Genomic DNA, 19845 nt, shown 5'->3' with positions numbered 1-19845 from the left:
TCACTTCTCTTTATTTGGATTGGATCGTAACTTGTTCAGCCATGTTTGGAAGCGAGTCATAATTGGCCGAAACATCCATCGCAACGGCATAGAAGCTACACCAAAGATGCGTTTTAGCATCTGAACCAAAAAGATGAGTGGAACCCAGAAGAGATAATAACACAACTGCATAAATCCTGTGATCAGAATTTCGATCAAACGAATCAACAAACAAAGCGGTCGATTTAACCATAATCGAAAATATCGATAATATAGGAGAAAACCAACGATGATTGCAATAAAAATATAAAACCGTAACTCTCCCCAATTACTCCAAAAAAGTAAAGCAAAAATCAAAAATGCTGAGCCAAGCCAGTAGAACAAGTCGACTAAGGAAGTCACCCAATCTGTGAGACAGAGTCGTTCTTTTACTAGTTGATACAAATCAAGCACAAGCCCCAACAACAAACCTGAACTTAACATGACTGAGATCGTCATGATCTGTGTATCTAGACTCACCGAAATAACCGACCTAAAAGCCCTTTACCAGTACCTGTACGATCCATATTTACATCAAGGTAGCTGATATGGATAATCTGTCCCTCAATTGCAACATGACCCTGATCAAGATCAAGTGATTGTAGATGTAAGTCTTGCCCACGTACACCCATATACCCATATTCGGTTTGTAATAAAAACTCTTCACTATCAAAACTCTCAACGCGAGTAATTCCTGTCACAACAAGTGTGTTGCGGTTGGTCATTGTCAATTCATGTTGTTTACCATAGTTTTCATCTACCATATCATGTACCTCCGTCAAATGAGACTCCCTAGTACATGATATGGACAGACTGTCTGCTTTATGACGAAGAGAGTGCCTCTTCTTTTACAAGTCGATACATCTGTTCAGCTTCTTCTTTACGAATCTTCTCTAAAAGCTGCTGAACCTCAATAGTTAGTACCTTTTGACCAAAGCGAATTGCAACCTGATCTCCAACAGAAAGCTGATGGCCCGCCCCGACAATCCGATCATTTACTGAGACTCGACCTTGATCACAAAACTCCTTTGCCACTGTCCTACGTTTAATCAGACGAGATACTTTTAAAAACTTATCAATTCTCATATTTGATCACATCACATTCTGGTAATAATGTTCGTTATTTATCGCAGTAATCCTCCTAAAATATGGTAAATCATTCTCTCTGTTTTGCCTGATCCCACCATTGATCAAGCTGTGCCAATGTTGCTTCTGTTAGATCAAGACCACGTTGCTCAGCGCTTCGTTCCACAAAAGCAAACCGCTCCCGAAACTTATCATTCACCCGATGCAATGCTACCTCTGGATCAATGTGAAGAAAACGAGCCAGATTTACTAATGTAAAGAGCAAATCGCCCCACTCTTCTTCTTGACTTTCCTTTGTAGTTGCAGTGAGCAACTCCTGCCACTCTTCCATTACCTTCTCTTGCACATCGTTTACATTTTCCCAATCAAACCCAACCTTACTCACTTTCTTTTGTATTTGATATGCAACCATTAATGATGGCATACCTGTTGGGATATCTGCTAAGATTGATTTTGGAATAGACCCTTTTTCGCTTTGTTTTACCTTTTCCCAGGTTATCAACACATCATCTGCCGTTTCAGCACACTCTGAGGAAAATACATGTGGATGCCGACGGATCAACTTTTCACTCAATGTCTGAATCACATCATAAATGGTGAACTCATCTGACTCAGAAGCGATCTGCGCATGAAATAAAACTTGTAGTAAAACATCGCCTAACTCTTCTTCCATCGAAGTTAAGTCTTCTTGTTCAACTGCGGATAAGAACTCATATGCCTCTTCTAATAGATAAGGTCTTAATGATTGATGTGTTTGTTTACGATCCCAAGGGCATCCATCTGGACTGCGTAAATGAGCAAACAATTGAACCAGTGTTTCAAAACGGCGCGTCAAACTCCATGCTTCTGTATGTGGAGGTAGATATAGAGAGGTAAGATTGTGGAATCGATCCCAATGATCAAGCTCAGCTAAAGAAACGACCTGGATTAACTCCTGCCCCTCTACTCCAAGCGCATCAACAATTGTTATCGGCGTGTCATCTGGATAAACTTCCATCAGTGTTAGCTTTACTTCAGATGCTGTCTGTTGATCATATACTTGTCCAATTAACTGATGGAGATTGGGTTGCAATTGATTCACTTGTAAATTGTCACCATTCAAAATAGAAAAGCCTTCAATTGGGTCGATATGTAAACGTGTAAATGCTGTATCGAGAAAGCTCTCGCTTCCTTTGATCTCTACCTCTATCCCAGCTTCCTCTGCTTGTTGTAGTAACTCTTTTACTGTCTGCTCGGCAACCAGCGGATGACCAGGCACAGCATAGAGGATCTCTTTTTGCTCCTTCACCTGTTGAATGAGGAATTGAACAATCTCCTTATAGACTTCAGAAAAAGAAGAATGTCGTTCATATATGAAATCAAATGACTTTAATTCTATTCCCTGTTCTTTTAACCATAAAACGACAGGATGTTGCTCCGTCCTTACCCAAGTCGGTAGACCTGATTGCAACAAACGATAGCATCCCACTGATAGAGCATCTGGATCACCCGAACCCAAACCAACAATCCATAACTTCATGATATTTCCTCCTTCTTTCCTTTCATTTTCCCGCAAATGGGCAATAAAAACCAACATAAAATGGCATAAAAAAAGAGCCCTTGGGGCTCACCAACTTGTAGACAAAGTCATTTGATCGCGGTTCTCGGCGATGTTCCGCGACCGGGTCCTCCAGGATGTGGGCCTTCGCTTCTGTTAGCCTTCACAATCGGGCAAAACTCGACTTCTTCGACATGTGCCTGAGGAGACTCGAACAGTTTTCCCAAGAAGAAAATGCCGCTTCAGTTGTCATTGAACTATGTTGCGCCCGAAATAAAGCTTTGCCGATTATCTCTACACTCACTCGTTAGTGTTTCTCGTCAGTCTGAAGAGCCTTATTGACTCAATCCTTTAAAAAGAGAACCATCAACACTCCGTCTACATACGCTTCACCAATTTTCAATGATTTCTTCTCATATCCATAGGATATAAATCCACACTGAAGATAAAGAGATTTGGCTGGATTTGAATTTGCAACTGTTAATAGAATTTGTTCAACTCCAGCTACTTTTTTCACTCGACTAATGAGATGCTCTAGTAAAGCCCGACCGATTCCTTTTCGTCGTGCTTCTGGGACTACATACACACCATAAATGTGTGACTTATGTTGTAACTTGGCTGGCTCTTCCCGTTTCCAACTCATGGCACCAACTAGTTCTCCATTTTCAAAAGCTCCCAAAAACCAAGACAGATCTGTTGGCTTGATCCGTACTGTCATCTCCATATATTTTTGATCATCCAATTCCTCTATTGTCGGGATAAAAGCTTCAGGATGCTCTTGAACGGACCGAAGTCGCAACGACCAGTACTCCTTTAAATCTTCTTCAGTTAAGACTCTTATCTGCATCCAGACCATTCCTTTCAAGTGGCGGGAGACTCGGCGGAGCAGGAAGACCTAATGCATCTGCAACCCAATGCAGAGCGGGGCCAAGTTGCATATATTGAATAGCCCGTAATCGAGGTAAAAAATCGATAGGTTCTTTTCCTGCTCTTGCTGCAAAGAACCCAGCAGTAAATGCAGCGGCTGCCTCGATGGAGCTTTGTGAAAAAACAACCCCATTGTTCTGCATAATCCCAGTATATTCAGTCAATAATATGGACGGAAAAGGCCCACTCTGCCCCCATATACTGGGCAGAAAAAAAGCAATATCCAACATAAGAGGTCCCATACAAGTAGTGGCCCAATCAAATAGAATCAATTTTTGCTCCAGGAATCGTAGATTATCTGAACGTAAATCACAATGAATCAATCCCCACGGTTGATTGATATCAAATACTCTTTCTTCAGCTTCTATCAGGTGATCAATTACATGATCAAACCAAGTGATTATTTCATCTCTTTTCCCAGGAAATAAAGCAAACAAAAGCTCACGTTCCGCTTTTGTTTCTTTCAACATTCTCCATTGAAAAGCAAATGTTGCTACATCCATCTTCTCTAACTTTGCTTTCTCTTGTAAACCAAGTAGATGAAACTGTGCGACTCCCTCCATAGCATTTCTCGCTAAGGCTTCCGTCCATGGTGGAACTTCTACAGCATGACCCATATCCTCAAGTAAAAGTAAATGCCAATCAGATTGCTTTACAGAGCCTATATATGCAGGGGAAAACGCTTGAACAGCTTTCACCTCTTGATATAAAATCTCTTCCTTTTTCACACCTTTCCAGTTGACAGAGGTTGAACCTTTCCCTGCTCCTTTTACAAAAATAGTTCGACCATCCTGCAAATAGAGACGAAAGGTCGCGCTTGGTCCAAATCCACCATATACGATTTCAGTTTTCTTAACCACAGAGCCTAATATACTTTCCATCTCACGGCTTACGCAGCGAGGAATATCTGACCAATTCGGTTTAGGCTCTAACATCTCTCTTCCTTTCTCAAAATTCTATTTTCACTGGTGAAATCTCCAAAAAAATTTATCCCAAGTTGTCATGTATGATCATATTTAAGTTTTCAATCAATAATCAAGGAACCTCACTTTACAAGCAGTGAGGAAAATGTGCTTAGATGAAAACCAAGCGTAACAGGGAGCTACCAGAGCATGCTTCGTTTGCATCGCTAAGCTGAGGTAGAGCCGCAGTTAAGATCAAGAATCTACCACCTCTTCAAATGGTAATTTTTCAAATACAAAAGTTAATCCCTTTCGTATTTGACTAACATCTCAATCAGGCATTCTTCAAAGCTAAGCCTGTCTGGTTTATTTCAATTAATAAATGATTGATTTTGTGATAGTCGGGTTTTTTAGGGAGTTCTGATTTCTCAAATGCCTGTTTTAACTGCTGATCATAGTAATCCACCATCTCTAGCGCCTCTTCAAATGTATAACGACCATTCCGACAATCGAGTAATAATTGACGATTGGGACGGTAAGTACAAAAATCCCCTGTCTCTAAAATTTCAATTGCACTTGTTAATAAACGTATACTATGCATAAAAAATTTCGTATCATAGCCAAATTGTTGGATCACATCTTGTCTCCCTGTCTGATGCTCTTTTTTTGTCTTCAGTTTCTGAATTTGTGAGAAAGCATATCCCCCAAATTTCACCTTGATCTGTTTTGACAAAAATAGGTGACGATGATCAATCAGACGCTTCCCTAATGGCGTAACTTTTATATAATCGTCTTTCCTAACGAAAAGAATCTCAATATTATTTGGCACCCCTTGCATCGCATCTTTTACAAATTTATTAATATGAATAATAGTGATGTCCAGATCATCTTTTGTATTTCGAAAGTTCTTCCCACCACTCTTATGGTATTCATTAAAAGCATCTAATCCTAAATAATATTCAATCGGTGGGATACAGACCCCTTTATAATCTCGATCAGATGTTTCAACATTTGTTCCATATGCATAGCTTCCCGTCAGCGTTAGCAGGATCGTCCGCTCCTCTAACCAAGCTAGATGACTATCTATGATATTCAATCTTTCCATCGATTCACCTCCTCATTATTTACCCATATTTTGTAATGAAGTAGAAGATTTCTTTACTCTGTTCGTTTTATTATATAGAATTATTTAAACGAACAAACTTAGAAAGGTTTTCGATAATGGAGAACTTCATGAACCAAATGATGCACTCAGAATATGGCATTTATATACTAGCAATTTTATTTTTCTTATATACAAGATTTCGATTGAGAAATTCTTATTGGCAAAAATATTTTATCAATGTCCTACTAACAATTACGTTACCATTAGGGGGTTTTGTTAGCTATTTCTTCCAAGACTATACATTGGGAATCGCCATGCACTGCCTCTATATTCTACAATGGATCCTATTTAAAGATTTTCGAAATCCCTTTCGAATGTCTCGCAACCAGTAACCCTATATATCCTCTTTTTTCGCATAGACTACCAAAGCCATCTATCAATGAGTTTTCCCACTAATAGATGGCTAATTGATAGAGTTTTACTAAAGCTGAGCTTGCTAGAATAAATAAATCTGAACCATACCAACTGATCGATACCCATCAAATTGAACCTTTTATCTAGGTGTCATAATTGATGTAAACAGTACGGCCCCCATAGTTAAAGCAATAATTAAAATCAGAAGTAAACATCCAAATTTAAACAACCTTAACATATCTAAACCCCTTTATCCTAAAGCGCTTGTTCACTGCATCTAGCCCATGTCACGGCATTTAAAACACTCTACTTTCGCTGGTGCAATCGATACACGCTTGATTGATGAGCATATTATACCGAATACAATTCTTTCCTTTAGTTATTAAATGTTATTTCTCCATATTACTAAAATTGGCTACATGTTTCACTCACTTAGCCATTGTGATTGACCAACCCAATTCTGCTACGTCGCAAATTCCTTCGAAACGCTGTATTGCTTCCTTTTTTACTTGCATGGGATCCATGCTAGGGAATAAATGGGTTAACAGCAAGTGTTTTGCTTCGATTTGTGCTGCTGCTTCTGCTGCCAATCCTGCGGTAAGGTGACCGCTTAGATGCTCAGGTCGATTTGCCTCTAAAAAAGTTGCTTCACAGATAAATAAATCGGGCTCTATGGACATTCGCTTCCAGTCAGTCTGTGGCCCTGCGTCTGCACCATAAAGAATTTTAGTTTTACCATTTGAGATTTGCATTGCATAACAGGGAATCCCATGATCTGTCTGATAAAAATGAAAATCAAAAGGTCCAATTTTTTGAGAAGAGTCGGATTGAATTGGGTTTAGATCAATCCATGTTTTATATGATAACTGTTTATACCATTTTGCTGGGCTGGAAGGAGCCCATACAGGAAGCGCTTTTTTTCTCCAACCGTTTTTCATGGCTAACATGATTGCATACTGCAACACAAAAAAATCGGCTATATGATCGTGATGAAGATGCGATAAAATCACAGCATCAAGCTGATATGGTTCTATATAATTAGCAAGCTGTGCCAAAACGCCACTGCCACAGTCAATCAGAACACGATATGAGTCTTCTTCTAAAAGATACCCAGGAGTAGCACCATTTTCTCCTGGGTATGGTGACTGATACCCAAGTACTGTCCATTTCATCATCTAATCCCACTTTCTAAATAGAAAATGATTATATGAAGTCTAGCAAATTATCTCAATGTACCTCGGTTTGATCAAACACGTAGCTCTCTTATCCTCACTTTCAATCTAAACAATTGACTTATGTTCATAAATAACTCACTTCTTTATGTACTTTCACTTTTTGTTTAACGCTCTCTATTTTCTTGCTCCGGCGTGATAGCGTCCGTTGCATCTTCTAATGCTTCCCCTTCTGATTTTGTTGGCTTCTTTGTTGTGGACTCATATCCTTCCTGAACCACTTCTACCACGGCCTCAGTGGCCTTCTCTCTCAATATATCTTTGAAATAATCTTTGAGTCCCATATTTGCATATCTCCTTTCTCAAATAAGCTTTAAGATAAATAACAACATGAAATTAACCAATATTCATTTACAACTAGCAAAATGTTACATAGTTAACCAATTATATTTAATGATACCCTGAATATTCAAATTTAAACACAAAATATTAGATCAATCTCCTTCTCTCATAATGCCGTATTATTGCATGAACATAAGAACCTCCGTTATTTGAACGGAGGTTTCAGCTTGTGGACAAAGTATAAGTCGCCTTCATTTCTGTGAGTCAAGCTTTATGCACTCCGTGTTATTGAAAAAAAGATGGATGCCTCCAGTTCAGGCTGCATAGAAGTATTCAAGGCGCCACGACTGCTCGCTCAGGGTGGTATCAACTCGGCTATCGCGTCATAGTGAGACTTGCAGCGTTAGCTGCTTAGCGAAACTTGTGCACGGCGTGCGCAGACAGTACTACCATCTATTCTTCGCTACACAGTCGTGGCTTGGTAGTGCCTGAAAGTCGGGCTAGATTGCAAAGCATTTCCTCCTTTAAACATGCTTTATTTTCCATGATTTTTAACCAAAATATTGGTTTTTCTTCAGTCTGGAACCTCCGTTATTTGAACGGAGGTTTTCTTCTCACTGTTTATGATCGCCATCCACATGTAGAGCGTTTAAGATCCCTGGTAATGCTTTGTGTAATTCTTGTTTCCAGTATGGCCAACTGTGGTTTCCACTATAAAAATGAGAAGCAACAGGTATATGCAATTGATTGAGTTTCTCCACTAATCCATGCGCTTGTCGATTTACTTCTTGTTCAATCAAGTCAAATTGATTCCCTACTTTTAGAGGGCTTCCAAAACCAGTTCCACTGGAGACATACAGGTAATGAAGTTGTGATAATTTTTCTGCTTGATCATAAGGATTATTTCGCTTCCAGATCTCTTTTTGAGCGGGAACCTGTGGGTCTCCCCAGACTCGTTTCCAGTCATTGATGCTCTTCCATTTTGAAATACAACCGAGACCTGGATAGTCAGGGCCTGTTAGACTATTGTTATATCGATGAAGAATATCTACGTTTCCACTAAATGATGCAGCAGCCTGAAACATCTTTGGATGATTCGCTGCTAGTTTTAAAGCACCTAATCCACCCATAGAGAGTCCAGCTATTGCACGATTTTCATTCGCCTTATAGCCAGATTCGAGGATTTCCCGAACATCTTTTGTTAAGTAGGTCTCCCAAGCAGGTTTCCCCAATTTTCCATCGTTCCACCAATCAGAATAGGCACTGCAATCGCTTGTCTCAGGCATGACAACGATCAAGTCAAGATTTTTTGTCAGTGACGCTACATCAGTATTTTTAAGCCAATCTACCTGGTTACCTCCCCCACCATGTAAAAGCCATAATGTCGGCCATTTCTGATCACTTGTTTTTGACCAACTCTTGGGAAGTAAAAGCAGGACTTTTTTTGTCCCTTCAACAGATGGGCTTGATATGGTTAGCTCAAGTGTCCGATCATCACGCCATTTCTCACTCATCACTTTGCCACCGTTTGCGGCTGCCTCGACTTTTGTCGTTGAAAGTGAGATAAATGTAGATAAAGCCAGCATACATGTCAATACAACAATGAACCCGATCCTCATTGAAAGTAAATTATTCTTCAGATTATGATTAACTATTCGAATCATCGACTTACATTACGGAAATAGCCATCTGTCCTTATGATCTAGAACCGACTGAATGATAACTTCTCACTTTAGCTTAATGGATATTTCCCGTAATCATGTGCCCCCTTCTAAATCATTTTCTTTGAATTCGTTTCGAAGCTAAGTTTTTTTCATTCATAGTGAGAGAAAAGAAACTTTCCATTTGACATACTAAAATTTGAGGAAATTCGAACTGTGCAGGTAGGTTGTGTGGGTGATCGATCGATTGTGTTGATTCTTATTTAATTTGCAATTGATATCATATTATAGTACAAGTCAATCATACAATAATTTGTCAATTATGATTAGACTTTTTGCACAAATGACCTGGTACTAATTAGGTTTTATCGCTAGATACGCTTATGGAAAGACTGTTAAAAAATAGGTACATTGACAGCTTTCAATCTTTACTATTAAAATCTAAGGGATGATTCCTATGATTCAGTTTATTCTTATACATATCTTGTTTTTATATTTACTTATCATTGAACCTTGGTGGGGAAAAAAGAGTTATCAAAAATTTATTTTCCAAGTAAAACAAACTCCTACAAAACGCTTTGCTTTATATATAAGGTGGGGGGCAATACTCTGGGGTATTACACTCTACTTTTTTATGATCAGTTATCTTTACCAAATAAAAATTGATTGGTGGCATTCTTTCGATGGATTCCCTCTTTATTTAGTGATTGGTTCGATAGTAGGGTCATTCGTTCCTATTCTCTTGGCTTTCATCAATGAGCCGTTTCGCAAAAGAATGGTTTTACAACTAGAGCTCTATCAAGATTTTCTTCCCGCAACCACAAAAGATAAGTGGGGATGGGCATTTTTATCATTTTCAGCAGGATTCTGCGAAGAGTTGCTCTTTCGGGTCTATTTGCTGTACTTATTCCTTGATTATTGGCACATCCCAATCTGGCTAGCCATTCTCTTTTCTACCATCATTTTTGGGATGGCACATTGGTATCAAGGATGGCGAGGTGTCATCGTAACAAGTATGCTCGGTTTTTTACTCGCTGTCATTTTCGTTTGGACAAAGTCGATTGTAGTCTGTATGATACTGCATTTTTTAATCGATATTCGTTTATTAGCATTCCTAAAGAAAAGTCGTCATTCATAATCAATGAATTGATCTGATATGAATATTCGGTATATAAATTAATTCTAAAGGTATGGAGTATAAAACATTAGATTTCCGAACGAAAACGTTTCTTGTACTTTAAACGCTATACTTCATGTATTGAATATAATCCCAGTTTTATATCTTCTAGCACAATTATCTTTTTTCATGATATGATAATTTTATCGAACCATTCAGGTGCTTCATCCGAGAAGCCACCTGCCTTTTAAGGTAGGAAGTGAATGGTGCTCAAGCAAGGAGTGCACATGACCCACTCGAACCAGCAGCTCAGCAAGTCCGACATGATCAGGAACCTGGAGCTGACCCTCTTCCTCATCGCCGCCGGGGTGCTGGAGCTGCCGAGCGACGTCTCGTCGAAGATGCAGGAGGTCTCGCAGAACCAGTCCTCCACGACGAAGCAGCTCGCCACGGAGAAGACCGACGGCGACAAGATCGACCTGGACGCCATCGGTCACCTGTTCATCATCCTGCTGCAGAGCGACATGCTGAAGCTGACGGACAACCAGGTCGCCGCCATCCAGGCCGAGCTGCCGCCGCAGGAAACCGAGGCGAGCCGGCTGATCACGCTGCTCTCCCTCCTCGCCAAGCTGGACGTCAGCGTCAGCAAGGAGAAGAAGCAGGAGTCCCTCAGGAACCTGAACCGCGCGAGGGAGATCATCTCCGAGATCAAGAAGTCCCCCGCGTCGAAGGCGATCGCTGGCCAGCTCGACACGATCGGCGGGATCCTGGTGGACCTCCGGAAGGGCCTTCAGGGGCAGGGCACGTACGCCCCGCAGGGGAAGCGGGCCTCCCTTCAGGCGAACCTGCTCGCCGCGATCGTGATGCTGCTGAACGAGCACCACTGACCCACCCATGACACCCTCCTTTCACACGGGGTGTCGGAACTGGCGCTTTACGGAGTGCCAGGCTCCGGAGGTAATTTGCATAATATTAGGAATAATATCAAACTCCACTTGACCTACTGCCCTATCATACCAGATCTACCTAACAGCGGAATTTTCATGCTAACTGAATCCACTGATCCCCAATCGATAAGGCGGAATCGGTCTATACTTTTCAATATGTGAGAAAAAGATGGTGACAAAGCGAGACCAGCACGTGATCGTGCTTCACGGCAACGCTCCGATCCAGGCCTTCTAGGAAGTAGAGCTGTCGTGTTCTATCACCCTTCATTTATTTATGATTTGTATTTCTCGCGACCAATTGATTCAGCTGTTCCAGTAGATTATTTTCACCTGTTAGAGAGATATTACCTATTTTCTCACAGATTTTTTCTAAAAATTCTAGTTCCTTTAACCTATAGAGCGTTTGATTCTCTTCCATTAACTTAGCCGTATTTAGTAAACTTCGAGTAGAGGCAGTCTCTTCTCTTCTGGTAATAACATTCGCTTGGGCTTGTTTCTCTGCGATCAGGACGGTGTTTAAAATTTCTTTCATATCACCAGGTAAAATCACATCCTTTACCCCTGCAAAGATAAACTCCACTCCATACTCATTGTTTTTCTCCTGTAGCTTTTGCAAAACATATTGACCTACTTCTTGCTTTTTAAGCAACAAATCATCGAGCTTCATGATTCCAACATACTCTCTTAAAATCAGTTGCAGTGCAATATAAATCTGTTCTTCAAACGACTTAATCTGCATGACTTTCAGTGGATCTGTAATCCGATAATGACAAACGAAGTTAAGTCTCATGGAAACCTTATCTGCTGTCATCATCTCTTGTCCAGTCATATCGATCTGCTGTTGTCTCAAATCGATTTTTTGCACAGTTACTTGAATCGGGCTTCTCCAAAAAGAGTATATGCCTGGTTCTAGTATCTTCTGTACCACATTGTCAAAGTAAAGAATACCTTGTTCATGGCTCAACACATGAAAGTGTGTCACATGTTCAAACATCAATGGATGACTATAGACGGAAAGATCGATCTTAGGATCAATCTCAGGATTTCTCTTGTCTACCATGATAAATTCATGCTTTTTCAATACATTCCAAAAAGCATATTTGCCTGCTGTTAATACATCTACAAGCTTTCCATCTTCAAAATGAATAGCAATCTCATAATCTTGAACATCCAAAATCGTTAGTTCTTTTCCTAGCTCCTCATCTTCTAAAAAGAGATTGATATTTTTACCTGCACCATCAAAAGGCTGATTAACATCTGCTTTCACAACGCTATATTTCACAAAAGGATTATAAAAATACTTCCCTGGTTGCAGACACTTCATATAGTTTCCATCTTTAAAAAGAAGTCCTCTTTCATCATTTTGGATCTTTACTCTTAACATGTTTCCACCCCAAAAAATTAGAACCTTTCTAGAAACCCTTTCCAAAATATTAGCGGAGTGTAACTTGAGGACAAGTTTCAGACAATTGTTACCAGACAGATCCATCTCAAACATAGACCAAGGAACCCTGATCAAGTCTAAAAAAGAGCTTGTCCGTAAGAACTGCCTTATCTTGCCCGATATCCGTTCACTGCAAAGCCTCTATCTTGGTGCACCTGCCAACAAGCAACAGGTGCTAAAGGAATATCTAGAAAGGTTACATCTAGTAGTTTTAATGTGGTTTCCAAAGAACCATTAAGGAATCGAACCTTAAAATCCATTTTCGAATGCTCTACCACTGAGCTAATCACCGATTGGGCGATAGAGGAATTGAACCTCTGACCGTTCGAATAATTGTGAGTTCACCTTTCAGGCATACCTTTGGTTCAGAGAACAAAGGCACCGCTAGACCTTTCTGAGATCTGAAGCATATGAAAGAGAACTTTTTCAATTATATACTAAACAAATAAAATTGAATAGAAATCAATTCGACATGATAGAATCATTCCTTATATAATGAGTTTAAATAAAATAAATAATCTGTTTATTATTAAAGCAACTGATGTCATATCCAAGTTAGAAAGCACAGGGAATTATATATAAGATATATTGATATATTCTGTTGTTTTTACTGATAAAGACATCTTCTAACTGAATATCATAAAGTGATAGAAACCCAATATGATCGCCAACTATCTTCCTCTTTCTTTCATGCCAATTTGATAGGCAACACGTTCCCCTAGTTCCTGTGAGGAGTGATAGAGATATTCTAAAACAATCGTTCGGATCTCGTGGGAAATTCCAGCAAGATCTCGCGCAAGATTTTGGATGAGATGTTTTTGTCCTAACATATCCAATGAATCAAAATACTGACCTGCTTGTGTGAAATTATCTTGTTTGGGGATATCACTGCGAGTAAGGCGACCTTTTACACGATTGCCATACCCACTTGTTACAAGATCAGCGGGGGTCCAATTTTTCTGTTGATTAATTGGTATTTTTCGGAAATCAGACCCAAGCCTACGACGTTGAGAATCCCAATATATATTAGCACGTCCTTGTAACATCTTATCAGCTGATAACTCTGCACCCTCTAATAGATTCGATGGTGAAAAAGCAATTTTTTCTACTTGTTCCATATAGTTTTCCGGATTACTATTTAACACCATTTGACCAACAAGCATGAAAGGATACTGTTGTTCATCCCAGACCTTCGTATCATCAAGTGGATCATAGGGGAGTTGAGCTTCGTCTACAGGATTCATAAGCTGTACATATAATTGATATTCTATAGGATTTCCTCTTTGTATGGTCTGATATAAATCTTTTCCAGCAATATCTGGATCCTTCCCACTCCAATATGCAGCTTCCTTATAGTCAATATATTGAATACCAGCACATGGAATCCAATGATACTTTACATATGTAACCTCATTTTGTGCATTTCGCCACACATAAGTATTCACACCATGACCTGGAATGTGTCGTAAGCTCTTGGCTGTACCTGCATCTGAATACAATCGAACCACAAAATGAGTAGACTCAGGTGCTCTTGCTACAAAACTCCAGAAACGCTCGGGATCGATCAGATTATTTTTTGGTGAAGGTAAAAAAGCTTTGATCGACTCAGGAAACCGAATGGCATCTCGAACCAAAAATACAGGAAGATGATTACATATCAAATCAAAGATACCTTCATCTGTATAAAACTTTGTGGCAAATCCACGTACATTTCGTGAGGTATCTGGTGTCCCTTTTGTACTTACGGCAAGTGAAAATCTAACTGCAACGGGGACTTGCTCGCCAGGATGTTGTAAGAAACAGAGCTTTGTAAACTCAGTCATAGGGTTAATGGTATAAAAATAACCAAAAGCACCATAACCTTTCACATGAACAGGACGTTCCAATATTTTTTCATGAATGAACGTTTCAAGTGTTTCATGTAAAATATTATCCTGCTCAAGCACAGGACCTCTTTTCCCCACAGTTTGGGAATGCAAAGAAGCGGGAGCATCTTGTTCCCACTTTTCAGGGTGAGAAACATCTTTAAGACCTTTATCTTTTGCTGAATACTTTTTCACAAAATATCTTCCCTTCATGATCAAAGCATGATTTATCGATTTTTAGATGCTTTTCTTATTTTCCCAGCTTGTAAATAAAGTCGTGTGATCTGCTCGTAATCGTGGTTCACAGCGAATCCCCGATCTGGTCTTACAAACATGTGTCTGCTGTCACATTCTGTCAGCTTTCTTGACCCGGCAAAACTCTCCTCTCTGGTGTACGCTTAGCGGAGACTCGAACCGTTTGCCCGATGAGAAACTACTGCTTCAGCGCCATTCCACTAGTTGTTTGTCTGATATGGAATTTTGCCGTCCCTTCTCACTCGTCATAGGGTTTATTTAGCAATGTTGCATGTTTTTGTTGAATGTTAGAGTCCTTGTTCAAATTATGTTTAAAGCAATTTAAATATGATTGTAATCAACATATTACTCACTACATTATTCGCTCATTCTTCGGCCATCCATAAGTTGGTTTTGAGCAAGTCATGTATAATGGAGTGACAATCTAGCTGTTATCATTCGATACAGGCGATACGAGGTGAGAGATACAATGTTTGATATATCTTTCTGGCAACTCCAATGGCTGTTCCCTATTTTGACTACCTTACATAATTTAGAAGAAGCGATCTGGCTGCCAAAGTGGTCACAACAAGCAGGAAAATGGCATGCTAAAGTAGGAAAACAAGAATTTCGGTTTGCTGTGATCGTTTTGACAGCACTTGCCTATCTACTCACCTTTCTTAGTTGGTCTTATGGGCCTGAAAGTATTTGGGTCTATTTAAATTGCGGATATATGTTAGCAATGTTGATAAATGTTTTTTTTCCTCACTTACTGGCAACCATTGTTATGCGACAATATTGTCCAGGTATAGGAACAGGGATTGCATTCAATTTGCCTATCAATTTCTTATTGTTATATTTAGCCTTTCAAGACAAGTGGATTACCCATAACAAATTTATGATCATTTCTCCTATTACTGTGTTGGTACTTTTATTATCTTTACCTATTCTTTTCTTCATTGGCAAAAAAGTCTTTAGCCAGAATGCTATCTAAAATCTGATCATGACCCCCTGGTCATGATGGTGATTTAGATAGCCCATATGGGTAATTCTTGAGATGCTGAGATAGTCGTAAAAAGATACTTTTGTGCAAAAAAGCCCACCAAGTAATCACTTCAGCAGAAATATTGTTACACGGCGCCTATTGGGGCCTTAGAAGTAACTGATCCTGTATCTGGTGACGCTTGGCTTGCCAGTCAGATCTAATCGATCAGCAAAGTTTTAAACATCCTCTGTCTTATGATGACTCTTCCAACTGATATCGCAACCAGACATACGCATAATAGATGGCTTAATGATGCTACAGCGAAAATAAAAGGCTCAAGATTCTCACAAAGTTCATATGACTTCTCTGATACTACATTCACAATTCAAACTCGAACGTATGGCGGACAAAGAAAAGACTTTTATAGATATGTTTATTAAATTGATTTATCATCAAAAAATTATTCTCTATATAAAAAATAAGCTGCCCGAAATTGGACAACCCGAAAGAAATGCTGTAATTGTGAACGCATCCATGCTTTAAAGAATGTCAATTACCATTGGGCGTATTACATTTTATTTCTTATTCGAACGATAGATGAGTTGCACAACGCCAGAGGAAAACTTTCTTGTATCAAGCAATTTCAAATTTAACCGTTGTTTCATATCAATAAACAATGGTTTTCCTTCTCCTAACACAACAGGATGCACAGATAATCTAAATTCATCAACAAGCCCTAAATTGATGAAAGTTGTAATGAGACTTGCTCCCCCATAAAGCCAAATGTCTTTACCAGGCTTATTCTTTAATTGATTTACTTCCTCAACAACATGATGATTGATGAATTTCACCTTATCATCTGTCGCTTTTCGTGTCCTGGAAAACACATATTTCTCTTTACTATGAACCAAATCCCAAATTTCTTTTTCGGCATCATTCTGTTCAATTCCTGGAGTAAATTGACCCCATAAATCATAGCTCTTTCTTCCATACAAGATCGTATCAATTTGATTTAAGAAATGAATAAACCCCATTTCAGCGTCCATAATGCACCAATCAACTTCTCCATTCTTTCCCTCAATAAAACCATCTAAAGTAATTGCTAAATCTAAAATGATTTTTCGTTCCATGATGAGTTGCTCCTTTCGTTGTTCTACGATCCATTATGAAGCTTAAATATGTCAACTAGTGTCATATTCGTAACAAAAATTCACATGCTACAACTAAGAACATTCCCAAAGTGGTAATTTAATGGATACCTCTCACTTCTCATTCTCTACTAATTCAATAAGCAATATTTAAAAAACGCTTCAATTGTGCGCTGGTTAGAATTGCTAAAATGAGGTTTTCAGTTTGATAAATTGATTTTGCTATTGTTTTTATACATTATTGTGTCTATTCTATCAATATAAAGCTATTTTTTAAGAGGTGACTTTTTTGCCATTTGAAATGAATGATAGTGACCCTAAAACCCCAAGGATAAACTATGATTTGTTAGACAAGTTGTTAAAAAAACGCCCTCATTTGTTATCTTCCGAACAGTTCGAACAAGCTGTAGCTGATTATGAACAAGTGGTTGATTGGATTGTTCAATTTAGTAAAGATCCCTCATTCCTACAACCCTATCAATTAGAGATACTCAGTACAGCATTGACTAAACTATATGGAACCAATTATGGAAACTTTGACCACGATGATTATGAAGCTGAATTGGAGATTATGCAACAAAATGACTGGCAACAGATTTTCACAGACTTAGAAGCCCGCAAGCCCCATTCTAATGAATTTTTAGATACCTTTAAGCCAATAATTATGCAAGCGCATAAGAAACTTGCTAGTGGGCTAGGTGCAGAAAATCCCGATTGGCATATGAATTGGAAAAATCTTGCATCGGCAATCAAAAAAAAGGTAACCTCCCATTCCTTTGATTATGAGAGTGAACAAGATATTTTCCCATTTATGGCCTGCGTTTCTAAGTTTCTTGTAAATTCAGATTCCCTTTCATCATTTATTGATCAAAAGTATTATCCAATAATAGAAAGTTTTCATGGACTTCATGAAAATATTTCAAATCCTTACTCTGAAGGGAGATCTAGTCCAGAAAACCTAGAAAATTGTTATCGTGAATGTGAGAATGCTGTATCTTTAGAAGCAAAATTTATTCTCAAAGAAATAAATGAAATAAAGGATACTGAAACAAAACATAGAAGATCCCTTTTGGGCAAACTGTTTAGAACTCGTAATTCGAAATATAGGAAAGAATACCTTTCCACAGCTCCATTTGAAACCTGGGATAAATTTTGTGAATTGGTTGAAGGTCATCGTAATCCGCCATTACTTCATCACGCAACAAATCAAATCCTTGGTATAGACACAGTAACTCAAGCAAATGAGTGGAAATTTGGTAAATTAAATTTTGATCGTTATCCTGATCTGGATTTTGCACGTAGCATTCTCGAGCGAAGAAAAGAAAATGATAGAGATAAGAGTCAATAGAATAGTTTTTACTTTAAAATCATTTAGCTGAGTTATCTTTATTGATGTCTAAATTATCAGACCATTCATCAAAAAGAACGCCCAGATGGGCGACTCTTTACAAAGAACGCTGGAAAACAATGCGTTGCTTTGTTTGGATGAACTACTTTCGGAAACGCATTTCCGACATGAACGTTACATCCAACATGATAAGCCTTAATTTAGGCTTGTTTTATGCTGAGTTTTGGAACTTTCGGGGTCAATTCGTTCAAGGAGGACTTGCTGTACACGTCATCTTTAGTTGTAGTTGTTTTACCCTTTATGCGATTATTCTTCAATTAGCGCAGTCTCATTGAGGCTACTTTTCAGCAGTAAATCTTTGCTTCTTCTGCCACGCCGTATAGACGATGGCGAGTATGAGCAATGGAAGCGGTGAAATCCAGATCAGATTATCACCGATGAACGGACGAAGCAGACCTAGGAACGCGCCGACGATCTGTCCGATCTTGATGCCTGATTCATAGAATGCAGCAACACCTCGTCCGGTGAGCCCTGCCTCCATGTAACCGAGCTGGGAAGCACTTACCCTTCCCATCCCGATCGCCAGACCGAGTAGGACTACGCCCACGACACTAAGTGTGAGTCCGCCGATGAAGAAGCAGCCCATACTTCCACCAGCAGCAACGTAGCTCAAGAGCGAAACGACCCAGTCATTCTTCCGCTCTGCGGTTCGTACAGGTACCGCCCCTGCAAAAGCACAGGTTAAGTAGTATAGGGTGAGTACCCAATCTGCTCCTGCCTCCAGTGAGAACTGAAGGTAGTTAATCAGAATGGTGTTGCCTGCGATAATACAGGCATAGGGCCAAATCACCCTGATTGCCCGAGTGTCGAACAGCTGATGCCAGAAGCCGAGGGGCGTGAACGACTTCCGATTGCTTGTAACCTCTTCATTCATCTCCTGAGGGAGCTTGACGAAGAGCAGCAGGAAGATGCCGATTAGTGCAGTGGTAACGGCGATCAGGTTCCACCGGTACATGTCATCAGACAGTACCAGATTGATGGCATATCCGGCTCCCGCTCCGCCGAGGTAGCAATAGCCTCCGTAGAAGGAGACACCTCGTCGATGAAGATTGGGATCTGAGTTAAGGCTCATGCGACAGATCGTCGCAATTGCTGTGAACCCGAGGAAATGTGACGCTGTGTAGATGCTGTACCCAGCCAGCAGCCACTGTGGTGTGGTCGCGTTTGCGATGATGATGACGCTACCGGCCATGACGCTCATCATGGCAACTGCGAATCGCTTGGCGTTGACCCAGTTGATAATGCCCCCACTGAGAACGGTTGCAAGCTCTCCGAAAAGGTAGTACGCGAGTACGATCAGCGGGAGCCATCCTCCTCCCAAAGACTGCTCGAGGAATCGGTTGACTCCCTGAGCCATCCAGGAACCGTGGAAGGCAAGCAGCATGGCTACTGTGTCGGCCAGAAAAACCTTTCGGTTCATCCAGCGGTGGCGTGTCTTCATTGCACGAAGACGCTGTTTGATGTTGGGATGAGGTAATCCCATCTCCTTACCGAATTGCATGTTGCTCCTCCTAGAGCATTGAACGAACCAAC

The 19845-nt window shown here is 39.8% G+C and carries 19 protein-coding genes; 4 read left to right on the top strand and 15 right to left on the bottom strand.

From position 1 onward, the window contains the following. The 10 genes from yabQ to BUB71_RS12165 form a co-directional block, all read right to left on the bottom strand. On the bottom strand, nt 1–498 hold the full coding sequence (gene yabQ / locus BUB71_RS12210) for a spore cortex biosynthesis protein YabQ (protein ID WP_073155114.1): 498 nt from the start codon (nt 496–498) through the stop codon (nt 1–3). Then, nucleotides 495–800, bottom strand: coding sequence for a sporulation protein YabP (gene yabP, locus BUB71_RS12205; RefSeq protein ID WP_340148299.1), 306 nt, complete (start codon nt 798–800; stop codon nt 495–497). Before yabP ends, yabQ begins: the two co-directional genes overlap by 4 nt. 40 nt (nt 801–840) lie before the next feature. Beyond that, nucleotides 841–1104, bottom strand: a complete 264-nt coding sequence (locus tag BUB71_RS12200; RefSeq protein WP_073155112.1) for an RNA-binding S4 domain-containing protein — start codon at nt 1102–1104, stop codon at nt 841–843. A 70-nt stretch (nt 1105–1174) separates the two neighbouring features. Further along, nucleotides 1175–2623 carry a bifunctional methyltransferase/pyrophosphohydrolase YabN gene (yabN, locus tag BUB71_RS12195; protein ID WP_073155111.1) on the bottom strand — a complete coding sequence of 483 codons (1449 nt, stop codon included), beginning with the start codon at nt 2621–2623 and terminating at the stop codon, nt 1175–1177. 361 nt (nt 2624–2984) lie between these two features. Continuing rightward, nucleotides 2985–3488: a GNAT family N-acetyltransferase gene (locus BUB71_RS12190; protein WP_073155110.1), complete on the bottom strand. Its 504-nt coding sequence runs from the start codon at nt 3486–3488 to the stop codon at nt 2985–2987. Then, nucleotides 3466–4503 carry a phosphotransferase gene (locus tag BUB71_RS12185; RefSeq protein ID WP_073155109.1) on the bottom strand — a complete coding sequence of 346 codons (1038 nt, stop codon included), beginning with the start codon at nt 4501–4503 and terminating at the stop codon, nt 3466–3468. Before BUB71_RS12185 ends, BUB71_RS12190 begins: the two co-directional genes overlap by 23 nt. Before the next feature lie 301 nt (nt 4504–4804). Beyond that, on the bottom strand, nt 4805–5575 hold the full coding sequence (locus BUB71_RS12180; RefSeq protein WP_073155108.1) for a nucleotidyltransferase domain-containing protein: 771 nt from the start codon (nt 5573–5575) through the stop codon (nt 4805–4807). An 842-nt stretch (nt 5576–6417) separates the two neighbouring features. After that, nucleotides 6418–7164 (bottom strand): MBL fold metallo-hydrolase, encoded by a 747-nt coding sequence (locus BUB71_RS12170; RefSeq protein WP_084731507.1) that lies wholly within the window; start codon nt 7162–7164, stop codon nt 6418–6420. 164 nt (nt 7165–7328) lie between these two features. After that, on the bottom strand, nt 7329–7505 hold the full coding sequence (locus tag BUB71_RS19615) for a hypothetical protein (protein WP_175552360.1): 177 nt from the start codon (nt 7503–7505) through the stop codon (nt 7329–7331). A 612-nt stretch (nt 7506–8117) separates the two neighbouring features. Beyond that, nucleotides 8118–9017: an alpha/beta hydrolase gene (locus tag BUB71_RS12165; protein WP_175552359.1), complete on the bottom strand. Its 900-nt coding sequence runs from the start codon at nt 9015–9017 to the stop codon at nt 8118–8120. A 604-nt stretch (nt 9018–9621) separates the two neighbouring features. Between BUB71_RS12165 and BUB71_RS12160 the strand changes: the two genes are divergently transcribed. Both BUB71_RS12160 and BUB71_RS12155 read left to right on the top strand, forming a co-directional pair. After that, the gene (locus BUB71_RS12160) at nt 9622–10302 is read left to right on the top strand and encodes a CPBP family intramembrane glutamic endopeptidase (protein ID WP_073155105.1); all 681 of its coding nucleotides are present in this window, start codon (nt 9622–9624) and stop codon (nt 10300–10302) included. Nucleotides 10303–10544: 242 nt separating this feature from the next. After that, the gene (locus BUB71_RS12155; RefSeq protein WP_139279085.1) at nt 10545–11168 is read left to right on the top strand and encodes a hypothetical protein; all 624 of its coding nucleotides are present in this window, start codon (nt 10545–10547) and stop codon (nt 11166–11168) included. A gap of 328 nt (nt 11169–11496) precedes the next feature. Here BUB71_RS12155 and BUB71_RS12150 read toward each other — a convergent pair whose 3' ends face one another. The 3 genes from BUB71_RS12150 to BUB71_RS12145 form a co-directional block, all read right to left on the bottom strand. Next, nucleotides 11497–12612, bottom strand: a complete 1116-nt coding sequence (locus BUB71_RS12150; protein WP_073155103.1) for a slipin family protein — start codon at nt 12610–12612, stop codon at nt 11497–11499. Between the two features lie 167 nt (nt 12613–12779). Then, nucleotides 12780–12932: a hypothetical protein gene (locus BUB71_RS19610; protein ID WP_175552358.1), complete on the bottom strand. Its 153-nt coding sequence runs from the start codon at nt 12930–12932 to the stop codon at nt 12780–12782. Nucleotides 12933–13343: 411 nt separating this feature from the next. After that, nucleotides 13344–14750 (bottom strand): catalase, encoded by a 1407-nt coding sequence (locus tag BUB71_RS12145; RefSeq protein WP_084731501.1) that lies wholly within the window; start codon nt 14748–14750, stop codon nt 13344–13346. Between the two features lie 511 nt (nt 14751–15261). Between BUB71_RS12145 and BUB71_RS12140 the strand changes: the two genes are divergently transcribed. Beyond that, nucleotides 15262–15765 carry an HXXEE domain-containing protein gene (locus BUB71_RS12140; RefSeq protein ID WP_073155101.1) on the top strand — a complete coding sequence of 168 codons (504 nt, stop codon included), beginning with the start codon at nt 15262–15264 and terminating at the stop codon, nt 15763–15765. Between the two features lie 566 nt (nt 15766–16331). Here BUB71_RS12140 and BUB71_RS12130 read toward each other — a convergent pair. Further along, nucleotides 16332–16886 (bottom strand): dihydrofolate reductase family protein, encoded by a 555-nt coding sequence (locus tag BUB71_RS12130; protein WP_073155099.1) that lies wholly within the window; start codon nt 16884–16886, stop codon nt 16332–16334. Between the two features lie 307 nt (nt 16887–17193). Here BUB71_RS12130 and BUB71_RS12125 point away from each other — a divergent pair, with 307 nt between their 5' ends. Continuing rightward, nucleotides 17194–18252: a hypothetical protein gene (locus BUB71_RS12125; RefSeq protein ID WP_073155098.1), complete on the top strand. Its 1059-nt coding sequence runs from the start codon at nt 17194–17196 to the stop codon at nt 18250–18252. A 337-nt stretch (nt 18253–18589) separates the two neighbouring features. Here the strand turns inward: BUB71_RS12125 and BUB71_RS12120 are convergent, their stop codons facing one another. Continuing rightward, complete coding sequence (locus BUB71_RS12120) at nt 18590–19813, bottom strand: MFS transporter (protein ID WP_073155097.1); 1224 nt, start codon at nt 19811–19813, stop codon at nt 18590–18592. Between the last annotated feature and the right edge of the window lie 32 nt (nt 19814–19845).

The organism is Seinonella peptonophila, from assembly GCF_900129355.1.
Classification (GTDB): domain Bacteria; phylum Bacillota; class Bacilli; order Thermoactinomycetales; family Thermoactinomycetaceae; genus Seinonella; species Seinonella peptonophila.
This window is presented reverse-complemented; position numbering and strand designations above follow the sequence as displayed.